The following is a 16,655-nucleotide window of genomic DNA, read 5'->3' on the forward strand; positions in this document are numbered from 1 at the left end:
TAAATCATCGTTCTTTTGTTTTTTACGTTCCCTTTATTTTTTAAAATTATGATGATTTTATAAGATTTTTTGATTTCATTATAATCCTTCTTTATCTACAGTTTAGGATCGTTAAAAGGGGAAGAGATAAGCTGGAATTACTAGTCGGATTGGCAGCCGTATAATTTGATCAATTTATCTTTTGACATAAATAAATATTTTGGTGGTCTCCTAAAACTGTCTAAACGGTATATAGAAATAAGATACATAGGAACAATTGTCATTTGTTTGTACCATTTATAAAAAGGATTAATGATGGAAAACGTTTCAAATCCTAATCGCTCACTACCTTTATTTAAAACCGTGATTCCGATAATCCCCTTAATATTGGCAAATTGTTCATGACGTTGTAAATATATTGCAAGGTTCGGCAACCCTCTTTTTACTTGTTCATAGATAAGTCTCCCCTTTTTAATTTCACTATTCAAACGAGTGAGTTCGTTAACTAAACGAATGTTATACAAATGAATTTTTATAAGGAGATCATTTTTGGTGATATGTGTACCATCAGAGAGCATGATGTCTCTTCCTTTATACTTCGTCAGCCGAACCCGAAAAATATCTCGATTTTTTGATTTGTCCTGAACGTATTCAAGCCGTGAACAAAAATAATAAATCGGATCTAATACACTCCAAATGGCAAGAAAACATTGTTTCATCTTTACCATTACAACACCCTTCTCCTTTTCTTCCTTTCATTATATTAAAGTGTTTAGCACTCAAGGTCGTTTTATTAATAGAAAAAAAAGGATTTGGCTTATCGAATAACTATCCAAAAATGACAAACACTTTTTAATAACTATATCTATTTTAGGTGAGTATTTATGAAAAGGGTTCTTTTTCTTCCATTACTACAATTTCCATCCGGTCATCATCAAACGGCAGATGCCTTAAAAGAGGGATTACTTCTACTTGATCCTCATATACAATGCGAAAAAATTGAATTATTATCATCAAGATTCGGAAAGATGGAATCTTTTATTTCACAATTTTATCTACAATGGATTGATCGATTTCCAAAAACTTACAGCTTATTGTACCGTCAATCGCTGTTTAGCGAATTGAGTAAAACGAAAACGTTTCCACATTATGAGGTTCTATTTCTTAATCATTTAAAAAAGTTGATTTCTGAAACAAACCCGAATGTAATTATATGTACTCATGCGCTACCTTCCTATTTACTAAGCAGATTGAAAGCAGTCGGTGAATTAAAGATACCAGTCATTAATGTATATACAGACTACTTTATTCATCAGCTTTGGGGGACTGAGGAAATTGACTATCATTTTGTTAGCCATCCGTATATGAAGGAATTTTTACAGAAAAAAGGGGTTCATAAAAGCCGCATTTTTGTAACTGGAATTCCCATTCACCCGAAAATAACGAAAAACACAAATAATCATCGATACACAAAAAAAACGTACTGTGGCTTAATCTCCGGGGGAAGCTTAGGGGTCGGGGCTTTAGCAAAACTACTCGAAAAAATCCCTATAGATGACCAAATAAATTATTACGTACTATGTGGTAAAAATAGATGTATATATGAACAATTGATCCATATGAATCATCCAAAAATTACACCTTTTCCTTACATCTCTTCTCGTGAAGAGATGAATAAATTATATAATCAAGTTGATTTCATTATTACAAAACCAGGCGGAGTAACCGTTAGTGAATGCTTATTTAAAAAGCTCCCTATTTTTGTTTACCATGCTCTACCCGGTCAGGAAGAAATTAATCTTCAGCAATTAAAAGAATTAGGAATTGTTTTTGATTTTCAAGAGTGGTATCAGATGGAGAACATTTCAGAACAGCTAATCCACATCCTACATTCAGAGCATTTATCCAATTATTTTTCAAAACTTGATGAGTATCACAGAAACTTATCTCCAGTTGAACCAGCAAAATTTATTTATCATTTAGTCAAGTAAGACAAAAACACAATAAACATTTGTTTAGCACTTCATGTTCCAATGTACCTTATGTAATATGAGGACCCGTGCAATTTTAGCATTTGTCTTGATTTGTAAAAAGGGGAGAGGCTAACAGGTACAGCAGTATCTCGCCCTTTTTTCATATGTAGCGATTTGATCCTACTTTTTTAGTTATATAACTGATTTAACAAGAAAATCAATTCTCCTGCCATCTTACTTAAAGTCATCATTAATAAAAATATTTTTGAAATTGCATACAAATATATGACAATAACGCAAATGAACTTAGAGGAGAGAAGCAGCTTGGAAATTAAGGTTATGACTTTTAATATTCATCATGGCAAAGGTATGGATCTTAAAGTAGATCTAAATAGAATCGCTGAAGTGATTGAAAAAAGTAATGCCCATATTATTGGTCTTAACGAGGTGGATAAACATTTTTCCAAGCGGAGTTATTTTGAGGACCAAATTAGCTGGCTTGCCAAACAATTAAACATGAACTATGCTTTTAGCCCTTCCCTTTCCTTAAAACCTAAAACTATGTCAAAAGTGCGACAATATGGAAATGCCTTGTTGTCCCGATATCCTATTGTTGCAAAAAGCAGCTATTTGTTTGATTTGATATCTGGAGTCATTGAAGGAAGATCTTTGCTTGAAGCAACGATTCAAATTAACAATCAGCTGGTTTTGGTTAATGTTACTCACCTAAGTATTAACCCCTATCTTCACAAAAAGCAGACGGATTTTATTTTAAATAGGCTCAGCAACTATTCTTATCCTTTTATTATCATGGGGGACTGGAATATGATGCCTGGATCAAGAGGATGGAGAAAAATGACGCGTGAAACTCAAGATGCTTGGTATATAGCCGGTATAGGAGCAGGACATACTTATCCTTCCCTTCATCCAAGAGTTAGGTTAGACTACATATTTGTTAGCCACCATTTTCAAGTCATTAAAGCAGAAATCTTCACTAAAACACCAAATGCTTCCGACCATTTACCATTAAAAGCAACACTGAATTACCACTGAAAAGAAACATATTTCCATTTTAAAAATAACACCTTGTAATCGAGGTGTTATTTTTTGGATATTCGTGATTATATTTGTATTGTCATCAACCTCAATCAAGAAGTGTTAAAATCCAATCTTTTAAGTCAATAATGCGTAAATGTCTTGGGGACAAGTTAGTACCAGTTACAATCATCGATACTAGTGAGTCTTGTTTATGAAGTCCACCATGGCTTGCTCCTCCCACATGAGTCGGGGAACCTTCACCGATAAATTCAAATCCTGGTTTGGCACTTACAACAAGATAATTTCCTTCATGAGAAGTGAGCGAGCTGTACAATCGGGCCAGTGCATCCGGATATTCATCATAAATAATCTTATTGTTCTTAACGGTAAGATTCAAAATTCCTAAATCTCCTTCTATATCCCACGATTGTTCATACTCATCAACCAATGTTCCATTTGGTTTAAAAATGAATTTTCCCTGTTGAACTCCAGATATAACGTGAACAGATTCTTTTTCCTTCCAAGCAATGACATCAACTCTTTCGTCCATTTGTAACGTTTTCGCGAGATCCGATAGTGGCGCATGTTCAGGATTTAATGTATAAATAAAGGCCATTCGTTCATTAACACCGAGAACAACTTCGTCCCTATCTTTAACCCCATCTTTTAATGTCATTATTTGATAAGAACGAAGGGATTGTCTTAAATCAATTAAGGCTTTGTTCCGATCAGAATCAATTGGCGCTTGACCGTTATCACCAATGATAATCCAATAATTATCTTTTAAAGCTTCCTCCCAAGAATCATAACAATCCAATACGTTTTGCAGCTGTTTGTCTACTTTGTGAATTCCCTTTATATCCATAGGACCATTTTTATGGATAATTTTATCCATATCTGGAAAATAAACAATGGTAAAAGAAGGTAGAGAATCCGTTTTAATAAGGTATTTTAACTCTTGGGCAGAAAAGCGATCATTAAACCCACATTTTTGCCAAAAGTATCCATATCTTTTCAAAGGACTGAGCTTAGAAAAGGAGCCATATGTAAACAGTTGGCTTCCTTTTGTCTTCAACTCATGATTCAAAGATGTAAAAATTGTTAGTAACCTTGGCAATTTTAAATTATGCTCTGTATTACCACGATAAATGAGAGCATTAATCGAAGCGGTTATTTTTCCTCTACTAGACAATTCTTCATGGATTGTTTTAATTTCTTTGTTTAAATGCTGATTGTTTATATTATATAAAATGTCCTTCATTGATTGGGTGATGCCAAGCTTGATAAGTTCCCTTATATGACTTCCGTAATTAATTAGCCGCTTTTCTTTATCATGAAACCATACTAACCCAGGAATCTTATGAATATTCGCATTCGTACCCGTTAGCAGTGAACTGTCTACAGTTACAGACATCGTCGGAAAAGGGCTCACGATATTTGGAAATACCCTTCCATTATCCATAAAAAATTTAAATGCAGGAGCTGACCCCTCTTTTACTGCCTTTTCTAGAGGCGGATACATTAAAGTATCAATAATCAGCATAATAACGCGTTTCTTGTTTGCAGATGTTGACACGATTTGATCCATCCTTTACCCAGTGTTGTTTGTGTATCATAAAGCATTCTCATCATACTATCTTAACCAATATTCGGGTAAAGAAAACAAACAATATGGCAATTAATAATATCCGCCAGGAACAAGGCAGGTTTCTTATTGTATTTTGTATATTCTTTTTAAAAACTTCATATGGTCCTACATTAGATTCATAAAGAAAACCACCTTATTGGTGGCTTAAAATATGTTCTTTAATCTCGTTTACTCCGTCTAAGCTTTCGAATAGCTTGCTTGGGTCAATCAAGGTAATAAGGCGTTCAGGTAGGCTTGCCACGCCGATAAAATACGGTGTTTGACGGTATGCAAGCAGATTGATTTGTTTAATCGCATCTTTAGGAATATCGATGATCTCTTTGGCGTCATCAACGATTAAAGCAACAGATAAATCCTCGGTAGTCACAACAATCATTCTCGTTTTTTCTGTTTCTGTATATGAACAGCCATATAAAATTTTCATTGTATCTAAAACAGGAACTAACTCCCCGCGAATACGCACAACTCCAAGCATGTAACCTGGCATTTGCGGTATCAATGTCGGTGAACTCATTTTTTCTATAGAAATTACATTTTCGACTGGTACCGCATATTGTTCATTCTTCACTTGGAACACAACTGCTTTATTGATTTCCATTCACCGCTCCCCCTAAAATACTATTTCTATATTCCTTATGATACTATAAATTGGCTATTTAAACCATTTTGTAATAGCAAAGAGCATCCAACGATTGGATGCCCTTCATATTTTACCCTTATTTCGCTACTTCTTCAACGATTGCTACAACCATTTCCGTTACTTTTACTAATTCTTCAATTGGCATTCGTTCGTTTGTTGTGTGAATTTCTTCATATCCAACCGCCAAGTTAACTGTTGGAATACCAAATCCCGCAATGACATTCGCATCGCTGCCGCCGCCGCTGTGAAGAAGCTCACACGAACGACCAATTTTTTCTGCAGCTTTTCGAGCTACTTCGACAACGTGGTCACCTTCGTCAAACTTAAAGCCAGGGTACATGACTTCCACGTCCACTTCTGCTTTACCGCCCATTTCCTCAGCAGCTTTTTCAAACGCTTCTTTCATTTTCGCCACTTGTGCTTCCATTTTTTCTGGCACTAAGGAGCGTGCTTCTGCTAAAATATCGACACGGTCACAAACAATATTTGTTTGTGTACCTCCTTCAAAGCGGCCGATGTTCGCAGTTGTTTCCTCATCAATACGGCCAAGCGGCATTTGGGCAATTGCTTTAGCAGCAATTGTAATTGCAGAAACTCCTCGTTCTGGTGCAACTCCCGCATGAGCTGTTTTCCCAAGAATGACTGCTTTAATTTTTGCTTGCGTTGGTGCAGCCACTACAATATTACCGACTTTTCCGTCGCTATCAAGTGCGTAACCAAACTTCGCTTTAATGAGTGACGAATCTAATGCTTTTGCTCCCACAAGACCAGACTCTTCGCCAACTGTGATAATAAATTGAATCGTTCCATGAGCGATGTTTTGTTCTTTTAATACACGGATTGCCTCAAGCATTGCCGCCAAACCCGCTTTATCATCAGCCCCCAAAATCGTTGTTCCATCTGTTATAACATATCCGTCTTTAATCGACGGCTTCACACCTTTTCCAGGTACAACTGTATCCATATGGGATGTAAAGTAAATCGGGGCAACTCCTTCTTTTGTACCCTCGAGCGTACAAATTAAGTTTCCTGCGCCATGACCGGTTTTCGCTGTCGTATCATCTTCAATAACATGTAAACCAAGCGCCTCAAATTTTTGTTTTAATACTTTGGCAATATCGCCTTCGTGTTTCGTTTCGGAATCGATTTGTACAAGTTCTAAAAATTCGTTTATTAACCGTTCTTGATTCACCATACTATGAACCTCCAAATTATGTATTCACGATTCCAGTATATCGTGAATTGAAGGTTCATACAAATACCTTACAACGGTATATTTCCATGTTTTTTTGTGGGACGTGATTCTTGTTTGTTACGCATCATCTCTAACGCTTGAATGAGTTTTATGCGCGTATCCCTTGGGTCAATTACATCGTCCACCATTCCCCGAGAAGCAGCTACATATGGGTTAGCAAACTTTTCTTTATATTCTTCGATTTTTTGTTGTCTTAAAGCTTCTGGATCATCTGCTTTTTGAATTTCTTTCGCAAAAATAATATTCGCCGCTCCTTGTGGTCCCATCACGGCAATTTCAGCATTCGGCCAAGCAAATACAAGGTCCGCTCCAATCGATTTACTATTAAGAGCCACATACGCTCCCCCGTATGCTTTTCGTAAAATCACGGTGATTTTTGGAACAGTAGCTTCGGAATACGCATATAAAATTTTTGCCCCGTGACGAATGATTCCCCCGTGCTCTTGTTTAACGCCAGGGAAAAATCCGGTCACATCTTCAAATGTAATGATCGGAATATTGAACGAATCGCAGAATCGAATAAAACGGGCCGCTTTATCCGATGAATCGATATCGAGACCACCTGCCATAAATTTTGGTTGATTGCACACAAGACCGACTGGCTCGCCTTTGATCCGCGCAAAACCAACGACAATATTTTTGGCAAACTCGCGATGAATTTCAAAAAACGATTTTTCATCAACCACTTGCTCAATGACGTTTCGGACATCGTACGGACGAACAGCATCAAACGGAACAACGTCCGGTAAATCAGGGCGGTAATCATCGCTCTCCTCGTAGTCGTAAAGAGGTGGTTTTTCCTGATTGTTTTGAGGTAAATAACTTAATAGTGTCCGAACCATTTGTAAGACTTCTTCTTCTGATTCGGCTCGGAAATGGGCGTTTCCGCTAATGGTGTTATGAACTTTCGAGCCCCCTAAGTCCTCTGGGGTAATCTTTTCTCCAGTTACCGTCTCAATGACTTTTGGTCCAGTAATAAACATTTGACTCGTTTTATCTACCATAAAAACGAAATCGGTAATAGCTGGTGAATACACAGCACCACCCGCACAAGGTCCCATAATAACCGAAATCTGAGGAATGACTCCCGAATAGATCGAGTTACGATAAAAAATATGCCCATACCCGTCCAATGAGACAACTCCTTCTTGAATGCGCGCCCCACCGGAGTCGTTCAACCCAATAAAAGGCGCCCCGTTTTTCGCTGCTAAATCCATTACATGAGCAATTTTTTTCGCATGCATTTCCCCTAACGCCCCACCGAAGACGGTAAAATCTTGAGAAAACAAATAGACTGGACGACCGTTTACTTTTCCGTAACCAGTGACGACCCCATCCCCAGGTCCTTTCAGTTTGTCTAATCCAAAATCGGAACAGCGGTGTTCAATAAACGGATTTAATTCGACAAATGACCCTGGATCTAGTAGTAATTCAATCCGTTCTCTTGCGGTCAATTTTCCTTTTTCATGCTGTTTCGCTATTTTTTCATCTCCACCACCAAGCTCGACTTCGCGGCGGCGATCGTACAGTTCGTTTATTTTATCGTAAATATCCGTCATTATTCCGTCTCCCCTTTGTTGAGTTTCTCGCAAAGTTCATATAAAACGCCATTCGTTGATTTCGGATGGATAAAGGCAACATCCGCTCCTTGGGCACCTTTTTTCGGAGCGTCATGAATCATCCGAACGCCTTTTGTTTTCAATTCATTAATTCGTTCTTGAATGGATGAAACCCCAAATGCGATATGATGAATCCCTTCCCCCCGCTTTTGCAGAAAGGTGTAAATCGCACTTTGCTCATGTAGCGGCTCTAACAATTCGAGCTTGACATTTCCCCCGTCAATAAAGGCGACTTTTACCCCTTCCGATTCGACTTCTTCTATTCTGAGAAGCCGAAGCTGTAACACATCGGTATATAACGGTAATGCCTCTTCAATCGAAGAAACGGCAATGCCGATATGATCGACTTTTTTGATCATCCGAAGTCCCCCTTTGTTGTCGATAACCTTATTTTTTCATAAAAAATATACTATTTAAAAATATTCGATAATTATGTCGAAATTCCTTCTTAAATACGCTTTCAATTCACTCCATGAACAATGCTTGTCAAACCTTGAGCCCCTAAGTAAAATAAAAGGGAGGATTCATGTCAGGAGAGATGAGTATGTCCAATAAAAAGATTCAAAAAGTGATTGTCTATCTCATGCTTTTTGCGATGATTGCGTCAACAGTACTTATGGGACTAACGATGTTCTTTTAATACAAAAAGACCACTAGAGGATACTTTTTCCTTTAGTGGTCTTTTTTTTATGGAATCGATGGTAATGCCCCATATTGTATACCTAGTTCGGAGATGGTTTTATCTGAATTTACGATGAGAATTTTCGTCCCGAGGGGGATTTTGTCATACAAATACTCGACATGCTCGTTCAACAGGCGAATACATCCTTGTGATACATATTTTCCAATGGATGTTGGATCTTTTGTTCCGTGGATACCGTAAATTCTCCCGTCCGTACCATGTGCGTCAAATCCGATCCACCGTGTTCCTAATGGATTATCCGGGTGTCCTCCAGGAATATTTTTCTTTCGATAATATGGATTTTTCGCTTTTACGATAACGGTAAACAGGCCTTCCGGAGTCATTTCTTTCTCTTTTCCTGTCGCAACTTTTGTAATCCACTGAATCGCTCCCTCATCGATATACGCCAGCTCATTCGTTCGTTTATTGACTATAATGAAGGGATCTCCCGGTAACGGATTTTTCCCTAATGGCCAAATCGGTGAAGATAGGAACAAGCAAAAAGCAATAAGCCACTTCACGAGGTGCCCTCCTTTTTTGCTTATTGTTTCCTCCGTTTTCTTCGTTTATCCGGAATCCCTTGAAAAGAACTTTTTATAAGCAAGTACTGTTCCATTTCTTTTACAAACTGGACTAAGGCGGCTCGCGTTTCAAACTCTTCCCTTGTTTTAGGGAGGTCCATTTGTTCAAATTGGGCTTTCATTTTATATAGCTTTTGTAAGTAAATAAGAGCGGTATTTCCGGGATGGATATTTTGGCTTAATTCTTCAATAAAATCAGCAATCATCTTTCCCTGCTCAACTGTTGCTCGAATCGATGTAATAAGCGGAAGTACGCGTTCGATGATTTCAAATTGCTTTTCCCGCATATGAAAGTATTTGTAATACAAATTTTCTTTTCGTAGCACGTGATTTTCCACGTCACGGAATGCAAGAGATTTGGCTTTCGCCAGTAATTCACTCGTCTCTGTAATTTCTTCTCCGTCCCAATCGCTTTCATTTGTCCGTAAGTAGGTGACGATTTCTTGGAAAATCTTCTGGAAGTTCCGTTCGATTTTTTCTTGATAATCGATTAAATCTTTTTCAACACTTGGCATATACATATTGACGATTAACGCCACGCCAATCCCAATGATGATAAGTCCAAGCTCATTAAGAATCAGATCTCTCGATACATCCCCATAATCGTATATATGTAATATTATGACGCTACTTGTCACAATCCCTTCCTTCGCTTTCAGCATAACAACTGTCGGGATGAAAAAGAGCAACATAATTCCAATGGCTATGGGATGATAGCTAATCCCTTCGAAAAATAAAAATGAAAAGCCCATTCCGACTAGGCACGCTACCAATCGTGTCCATGCCGCAAAAAGCGATTTTTTCTTAGTTATTTGAATACACAAAATCGTAATAATCCCAGCAGACACGTAGTTTACTAAGCCGAATTGCTGTGCTAGCCAAATGGAAATAGCCGTCCCAATGGATGTTTTTAACGTTCGATATCCAATTTTCATCTTTATCTTGCCCCTAAAAAAAGGTAAACAAGGAGAACCCTCATTTACCTTTTCAAAATTATACTTCGTCACAATATTTGTCAAACGCTTCTTGTAATTTACGAACAACAGACATCGGATCATGCCCTTCGATTTCATGACGTTCTACCATCGTGCAAATTTTTCCGTCTTTTAATAAAGCGAAAGATGGAGAAGATGGCGGATATCCTTCAAAATAGCTGCGTGCTTTTGCTGTCGCCTCTCTGTCTTGACCAGCAAACACGGTCACTAAATGATCTGGGCGCTTGTCGTAATGAATGGCATGAGCTGCTGCTGGACGTGCAATTCCACCAGCACATCCGCATACAGAGTTAATCATGACAAGCGTCGTTCCTTTTTTTGCAAACGCTTCTTCTACTTCTTCAGGTGTACGCAATTCTTTATAGCCACTCGCAACCATTTCTTCACGAGCTTGACGAACAATATCATTCATAAAAAGATTAAAATCCATGTTCATTTATTTACACCTCACATCGTCATCATTTCATTTTTCATTGTAGCAAGAAGTGGTGTGTTTTATCAATTTTAAAGGGACCGTGGTTATTGAAAAAATTATGGAGTGATTGTCCATTTACACCTTATTTTTTTCCGAATCCAAGAGGAAGTGTTCAATCTATCAATTACCAAAATTATCAGTCAATGCATAACCTCTACTTGCCAATCGACAAGTTTTATTGACTCATCACAATATGGGTGCAGTCGTCATCTATTTATTCTTTTCGATAAAAAACACCGCCTTTAAAGCGGTGTTCATTTTACGAATCCGTAAAAGCGGAAAATAATCGATCGACTACGGAAGTGACTGTATCGGTTCCTTCCTTTACCGATTGCTCGGCGTCTGGAAGGAGTTCTTGGATGCGAGGGTGTTGGAAAAACGTCGTGTGCAGCCGATCATGAATCATCGTGTACATCCATTCAATGGCTTGTTCTTTGCGACGTTCAAAAAAGACATTCGATTCTTTCGTTGATTCCACAAATCGTTGAATGACTTTCCATACATCTTCAATTCCATCCCCGGTTAACGCCGAACATGTATACGCTCTTGTTTCCCAGCCTTTTGTTGCTGGTTGTAAAAAGTGTAACAACTGATTGTATTCTTCTTTTGTTTTTTTCGCTAACGGAAGGTTTGATCCGTCGGCTTTGTTAACTAGAATAGCATCGGCAATTTCCATTATACCCTTTTTCATTCCTTGCAGTTCATCACCCGCACCAGTTAACACAAGAAGGAGGAAAAAGTCGACCATACTGCGAACGATGATTTCACTTTGGCCGACGCCGACTGTTTCAATTAAAATGACATCAAAACCGGCCGCTTCACATAATAGCATCGTTTCTCTCGTTTTACGATGTACGCCTCCTAACGTTCCGCCAGAAGGAGACGGGCGGATAAACGCATTCGGGTGACGGCTTAGTTGCTCCATTCTAGTCTTGTCTCCGAGAATGCTTCCGCCAGATACCGAGGAGCTTGGATCGACCGCTAAGACAGCCACCTTATATCCTTTCTCACACAAATAGAGTCCGAACGCTTCGATAAACGTACTTTTTCCCGCACCAGGCACACCAGAAATCCCGATGCGAATCGAAGAGCCAGTATGAGGTAACACCCGCTGCAACAATTGTTGGGCAACCTCATAGTGTTTAGCGGCTTGACTTTCGATTAAGGTGATGGCTCGTGCTAACGTCGCTCGGTCTTGACGTAACACCCCTTCCGTTAATTGTTCCACCGACATGACTGGACGAGATGGCTTCCGCTTCTGTTTAAATTCACCAGTTGAATGTCCTTTTCCAGATAAAATCGAGCTTGTTGTATGCTCGGTTTCGTTTTCCATCCATTCCGGCTTACGACCTTCTCCCATGTTATACGTTCACTTCCTCATACCCAAGACGGTCATACACCGCTTCGAGTATTTTTTTGGCGGCCACCGGTAGAACGGTTCCTGGTCCAAAAATTGCACTAGCTCCGTGTTCGTACAAGAAGTCATAATCTTGCGGTGGAATAACACCACCGACGATGACGACAATATCGTCTCTGCCACGCTTTTTCAATTCTTCAATAAGCTCCGGAACTAATGTTTTATGTCCAGCAGCTAACGAGCTAACTCCGACGACATGAACGTCGTTTTCGATTGCTTGCTGCGCCGTTTCCGCTGGAGTTTGAAAGAGCGGTCCAATATCGACATCAAAGCCCATGTCCGCATAGGCTGTAGCCACGACTTTTGCTCCACGGTCATGACCGTCTTGTCCCATTTTGGCAATTAATATACGCGGTCGTCTTCCTTCTAACTCTAAAAATTCGTTTGTCATTTTTTGCACCTTTTTAATTTCCTCTTCATCGGAGTAGTTGGAGCTGTAAACCCCACTAATGGAACGAATAATCGCTTTATGACGTCCGGACACTTTTTCAATCGCATCGGAAATTTCCCCGAGGGTTGCCCGAACACGCGCGGCCTCTACTGCTAACGCTAATAAATTTCCTTCACCGGAAGCCGCGACATTCGTAATTTTTTCTAATGCGGAACGAACCTCCTCTTCATTCCGATGTTTCTTTAAATACTCAAGTCGTTCAATTTGTTTTCTTCTCACTTCGGTATTGTCAATGGCTAAAATGTCAATCGGGTCTTCTTTTTCTAACCGATAACGATTTACACCAATAATCGTTTCTTTTCCAGAATCAATTAATGCTTGGCGTCTGGCGGCCGCTTCTTCAATACGCATTTTTGGAAGTCCGGTGTCAATCGCTTTCGCCATTCCACCGAGTTCCTCAATTTCTTCGATATGCTTCCAAGCTCGTTCCATTAATTCGTTTGTCAACGCTTCAACATAGTACGAACCCGCCCATGGATCAATCACTTGAGTAATCTTGGTTTCATCTTGTAAATATAATTGCGTATTACGTGCAATTCGTGCGGAGAAATCAGTCGGTAAGGCAATTGCTTCATCAAGCGCATTGGTATGAAGGGATTGGGTATGCCCGAGCGCTGCTGCCATCGCTTCGATACATGTTCGCACGACGTTGTTGAACGGATCTTGTTCGGTCAAGCTCCAGCCAGATGTTTGGGAGTGTGTTCTGAGCGCTAACGACTTCGGATTTTTCGGGTTAAATGATTTCATCATTTTCGCCCAAATCACACGGGCTGCCCGCATTTTGGCTACTTCCATAAAATAATTCATTCCTATCGCCCAGAAGAACGACAGGCGTGGCGCAAACGAATCGATATCGATCCCTGCTTTTATTCCGGTGCGAACGTATTCTAGTCCATCAGCCAGCGTATAGGCTAGTTCAAGATCTGCTGGGGCTCCAGCTTCTTGCATATGGTAACCGGAAATACTTATGCTATTAAACTTCGGCATATGTTTAGACGTGTATTCAAATATATCCGCAATAATGCGCATCGACATCTCTGGCGGATAAATGTACGTATTGCGCACCATATATTCTTTTAAAATATCGTTTTGAATCGTTCCTGATAATTTCTCTTGAGGAACTCCTTGCTCCTCGGCGGTAACGATATAAAATGCCATAACCGGGAGAACGGCTCCGTTCATCGTCATCGAAACGGACATTTGGTCTAGAGGGATACCATCAAATAAAATTTTCATATCTAAAATTGAATCAATGGCAACTCCCGCTTTCCCGACGTCCCCTACGACCCGAGGGTGATCGGAATCATAACCGCGGTGTGTAGCTAAGTCAAAAGCAACTGATAACCCTTTTTGTCCCATCGCTAAGTTACGACGATAAAATGCATTACTTTCTTCCGCTGTTGAAAAGCCAGCGTATTGACGGACCGTCCACGGACGATTAACATACATGGACGGATATGGACCACGAAGATATGGAGGAATGCCAGGCATGTAATCGAGAAAGTCGAGTCCCTCGATGTCTTTTTTCGTATATAACGGTTTAATGGCTATATGTTCATTCGTTTCAAATAGAAGATCATCTATCGATTGTTTCAATTTTTCTTCAATAGCTTGTTTCCATTGCTGCTCATTTACTTTTTCACTCACTAGATTTAACGAAATGTTAGAAAAATCGACCTGTTTACTCATCGATGGCCACCCCCATATCGTACATAAACTGAACCAATGTCTCATAAACATTCGATTTCATATGAATAAAACCGTCAATACCGGATAGGATGAATGCTTGTTCTATATCCGGAGCTTGTTTACCAGCAACGTATAATCGGATAGAAGGATGCTCTTTTTTGAGCTTCACTGCTAAGTTTGGAACCCAATCTTTATACATTTCATCCGTTCCACAAATGATAAAATGTGTCCCTTCAGATACGAGTTCTTCCAATGTTTCGTCGCTGACTTCACGACCAATGTTACTTTTTACTTCAAAGCCGCCTGTTTCAAAAAAACCAGTAATAAAATCCACACGCGGTTTATACTGTGGAATTGTACCAATATTTAATAAAACCACTTTTGGGCGGCTACCCGTTTTTTCGAGATGTTGTAGGGACGCTGCCCGTAATTGTTCAAAAGGTTCGGCTAACCGCCAGCGGTTTAATGGTTGAATGATAAGGGTTTCACTGTGCAAAGCTTTCCTAATATCTTGTGCACTCGCTTTTCGTTCGACCATAGTGAAAGCCGGCTTAACGAATCGTTTCGATGCAAATTCATTTTTTAATTGTTTAACGATGTCTTTATTAAGTACCTCTGTCGTTCTTTCTTTCTGCAACTTTTCTTTTTTCATCACCGGCTCAGCTAAGTTTGCATAGAAATTCGTACCGACGATTTTTTCGTTCCGCATTTTTACTTGCTCTAAACGTTTATCAGCTACTTTTTTCACTTCAGTCTGCACGAATCCGTCTTGAAGCGCTTGAACCATGCCACCTTTTATTTCGATTTGCTGGAATAATTTCCACGCTTCCTCGGCTATTTGATGTGTTAACGTCTCTACAAAATAGGAGCCACCTGCTGGATCAATCACTTTTCCTAAATGCGATTCCTCGAGAAGAATGAGTTGAGTGTTCCGTGCAATCCGGCGGGAAAACTCGTCAGCTGGTCGAATCGGTTCATCAAAAGGTGATACGTGCAAGCTATTGGCACTACCAACGACTGCAGCAAAGGCTTCTGTAGTCGAACGAAGCATATTGACGTAAGGATCATGCACTGTCTTTGTAAAATAAGAAGTCCGAGCATGGATAACTAATTTTTGTGACTCCTTGTTCCCATTAAATGCTTGAATAATATTTGACCACACAAGTCGAGCCGCACGCAGTTTCGCAATTTCCATAAAAAAATGAGACCCAATTGCAAAGGAAAAACTCATGTTTGGCGCAACCTCATCGATGGTTAACCCACGAGCCATCAGTTCGCGAATATATTCAACGGCTGTTGCAAACGCAAATGCTAATTCTTGGACCACGTTCGCCCCGGCATGATGGTACGGTTCACCATGAATCATAATGGTTTTTATATAAGGCAAATGTTCGTGTGACCATCTTGTAATGTCGGCCATAACATCATATAACGTAGATAATGAGAAATTCGTTTGACCGCTCTCAATTAAACTACCTAAAGGATCCATCCCGATTGTGCCACGTAACTTTGAAAAAGAGAGTTGATGCTTTTCGACAAATGCTTTGAACAAAGATACAAACGGGAGTGAACAGTCACCGGCATCAATACGAATCGAGTAATCTGTTAGCGGAATCCCGGCAAACATTGTTTCTAGGTCTTCCACTGTATTCACCCAAAACGGAAGCTTATCCAACACAAGATGAATTTCCGTTTGTCCTTTAGATAAATCGTGTTTAACGATTTCATTCCATTGTTCAGCACTTTCTGCAAAAATTTCCTGGCTTATTGCCCACGGTTCCTTAACATAGCCGTTGACGCTTGTCCCACGAACATAATGAGAAAATCCAGGATACTGTTCTATATGCTCAAGTGAACTTAAATCTTCACGCGTATAAATCGGCTTTAATTGAATACCTTCATATGTTTTAGAAAATAATTTTTCATACGGTTTTCCCTTTAATGATTTCTCCACCGTTTCTTTCCACGTTTCATAATCCGGCGGTGGAAACGCTTGCTGTTTCATCGTTTCTAAATTGGCCATTTTTCAGTCCCTCCCTTTGATCGTATAAAAAGCAACAAGTACCCCTTTTCAGAAACTGCTTACTTTTTGAAGTTTTATGAATTTTCTATTATCATTATTTTAGTATATATAAAGAATTCAAGCAACGACCTACCTTTTCAAAGTTAGTAACGATCATCAGAGAGGGAAAAAATCATTCAATTTTTAGTAA

At 39.3% G+C, this 16,655-nt stretch carries 15 protein-coding genes; 3 read left to right on the forward strand and 12 right to left on the reverse strand.

Translation table 11 applies throughout. The annotated features are described in order from the left end of the window. Positions 1 to 140 precede the first annotated feature (140 nt). A complete protein-coding gene (locus tag H0Z31_04525; GenBank protein MBO8176707.1) occupies positions 141 to 698 on the reverse strand; it encodes a hypothetical protein in 558 nt (185 codons plus the stop codon). 165 nt (positions 699 to 863) lie between these two features. Between H0Z31_04525 and H0Z31_04530 the strand changes: the two genes are divergently transcribed. Continuing rightward, a complete protein-coding gene (locus H0Z31_04530) occupies positions 864 to 1,970 on the forward strand; it encodes a galactosyldiacylglycerol synthase (protein MBO8176708.1) in 1,107 nt (368 codons plus the stop codon). 282 nt (positions 1,971 to 2,252) lie between these two features. Continuing rightward, complete coding sequence (locus H0Z31_04535) at positions 2,253 to 3,005, forward strand: endonuclease/exonuclease/phosphatase family protein (protein MBO8176709.1); 753 nt, start codon at positions 2,253 to 2,255, stop codon at positions 3,003 to 3,005. A 91-nt stretch (positions 3,006 to 3,096) separates the two neighbouring features. Here H0Z31_04535 and H0Z31_04540 read toward each other — a convergent pair whose 3' ends face one another. The 5 genes from H0Z31_04540 to mce all read right to left on the reverse strand — a co-directional run bounded on the left by H0Z31_04540 (position 3,097) and on the right by mce (position 8,511). Next, a complete protein-coding gene (locus tag H0Z31_04540; protein MBO8176710.1) occupies positions 3,097 to 4,578 on the reverse strand; it encodes an alkaline phosphatase family protein in 1,482 nt (493 codons plus the stop codon). A gap of 193 nt (positions 4,579 to 4,771) precedes the next feature. Further along, positions 4,772 to 5,230: a chemotaxis protein CheW gene (locus H0Z31_04545; GenBank protein ID MBO8176711.1), complete on the reverse strand. Its 459-nt coding sequence runs from the start codon at positions 5,228 to 5,230 to the stop codon at positions 4,772 to 4,774. A gap of 124 nt (positions 5,231 to 5,354) precedes the next feature. Next, complete coding sequence (locus H0Z31_04550) at positions 5,355 to 6,473, reverse strand: M20/M25/M40 family metallo-hydrolase (protein MBO8176712.1); 1,119 nt, start codon at positions 6,471 to 6,473, stop codon at positions 5,355 to 5,357. A gap of 68 nt (positions 6,474 to 6,541) precedes the next feature. Then, positions 6,542 to 8,092: an acyl-CoA carboxylase subunit beta gene (locus H0Z31_04555; GenBank protein ID MBO8176713.1), complete on the reverse strand. Its 1,551-nt coding sequence runs from the start codon at positions 8,090 to 8,092 to the stop codon at positions 6,542 to 6,544. Further along, positions 8,092 to 8,511, reverse strand: a complete 420-nt coding sequence (gene mce / locus H0Z31_04560) for a methylmalonyl-CoA epimerase (protein ID MBO8176714.1) — start codon at positions 8,509 to 8,511, stop codon at positions 8,092 to 8,094. The genes H0Z31_04555 and mce overlap by 1 nt, the downstream gene beginning before the upstream one ends. A 185-nt stretch (positions 8,512 to 8,696) precedes the next feature. Here mce and prli42 point away from each other — a divergent pair, with 185 nt between their 5' ends. Then, a complete protein-coding gene (gene prli42, locus H0Z31_04565; GenBank protein ID MBO8176715.1) occupies positions 8,697 to 8,792 on the forward strand; it encodes a stressosome-associated protein Prli42 in 96 nt (31 codons plus the stop codon). A 47-nt stretch (positions 8,793 to 8,839) separates the two neighbouring features. On the opposite strand, the gene H0Z31_04570 is transcribed toward prli42, so the two are convergent. From H0Z31_04570 to H0Z31_04595, 6 genes are all read right to left on the reverse strand, one after another. Beyond that, positions 8,840 to 9,355, reverse strand: a complete 516-nt coding sequence (locus tag H0Z31_04570) for a L,D-transpeptidase (protein MBO8176716.1) — start codon at positions 9,353 to 9,355, stop codon at positions 8,840 to 8,842. Positions 9,356 to 9,375: 20 nt separating this feature from the next. Next, entirely contained in the window at positions 9,376 to 10,350 is a 975-nt protein-coding gene (locus tag H0Z31_04575) for an aromatic acid exporter family protein (protein ID MBO8176717.1), read from the reverse strand. 58 nt (positions 10,351 to 10,408) lie between these two features. After that, positions 10,409 to 10,846 (reverse strand): BrxA/BrxB family bacilliredoxin, encoded by a 438-nt coding sequence (locus tag H0Z31_04580; protein MBO8176718.1) that lies wholly within the window; start codon positions 10,844 to 10,846, stop codon positions 10,409 to 10,411. Positions 10,847 to 11,144: 298 nt separating this feature from the next. Next, entirely contained in the window at positions 11,145 to 12,245 is a 1,101-nt protein-coding gene (meaB, locus tag H0Z31_04585) for a methylmalonyl Co-A mutase-associated GTPase MeaB (GenBank protein ID MBO8176719.1), read from the reverse strand. 1 nt (position 12,246) lies between these two features. Continuing rightward, positions 12,247 to 14,442 (reverse strand): methylmalonyl-CoA mutase, encoded by a 2,196-nt coding sequence (scpA, locus tag H0Z31_04590; protein ID MBO8176720.1) that lies wholly within the window; start codon positions 14,440 to 14,442, stop codon positions 12,247 to 12,249. Further along, positions 14,435 to 16,465 (reverse strand): acyl-CoA mutase large subunit family protein, encoded by a 2,031-nt coding sequence (locus tag H0Z31_04595; protein MBO8176721.1) that lies wholly within the window; start codon positions 16,463 to 16,465, stop codon positions 14,435 to 14,437. The genes scpA and H0Z31_04595 overlap by 8 nt, the downstream gene beginning before the upstream one ends. Positions 16,466 to 16,655 lie beyond the last annotated feature (190 nt).

It is taken from the genome of Bacillus sp. (in: firmicutes), assembly GCA_017656295.1.
Lineage (GTDB): Bacteria > Bacillota > Bacilli > Bacillales > JACDOC01 > JACDOC01.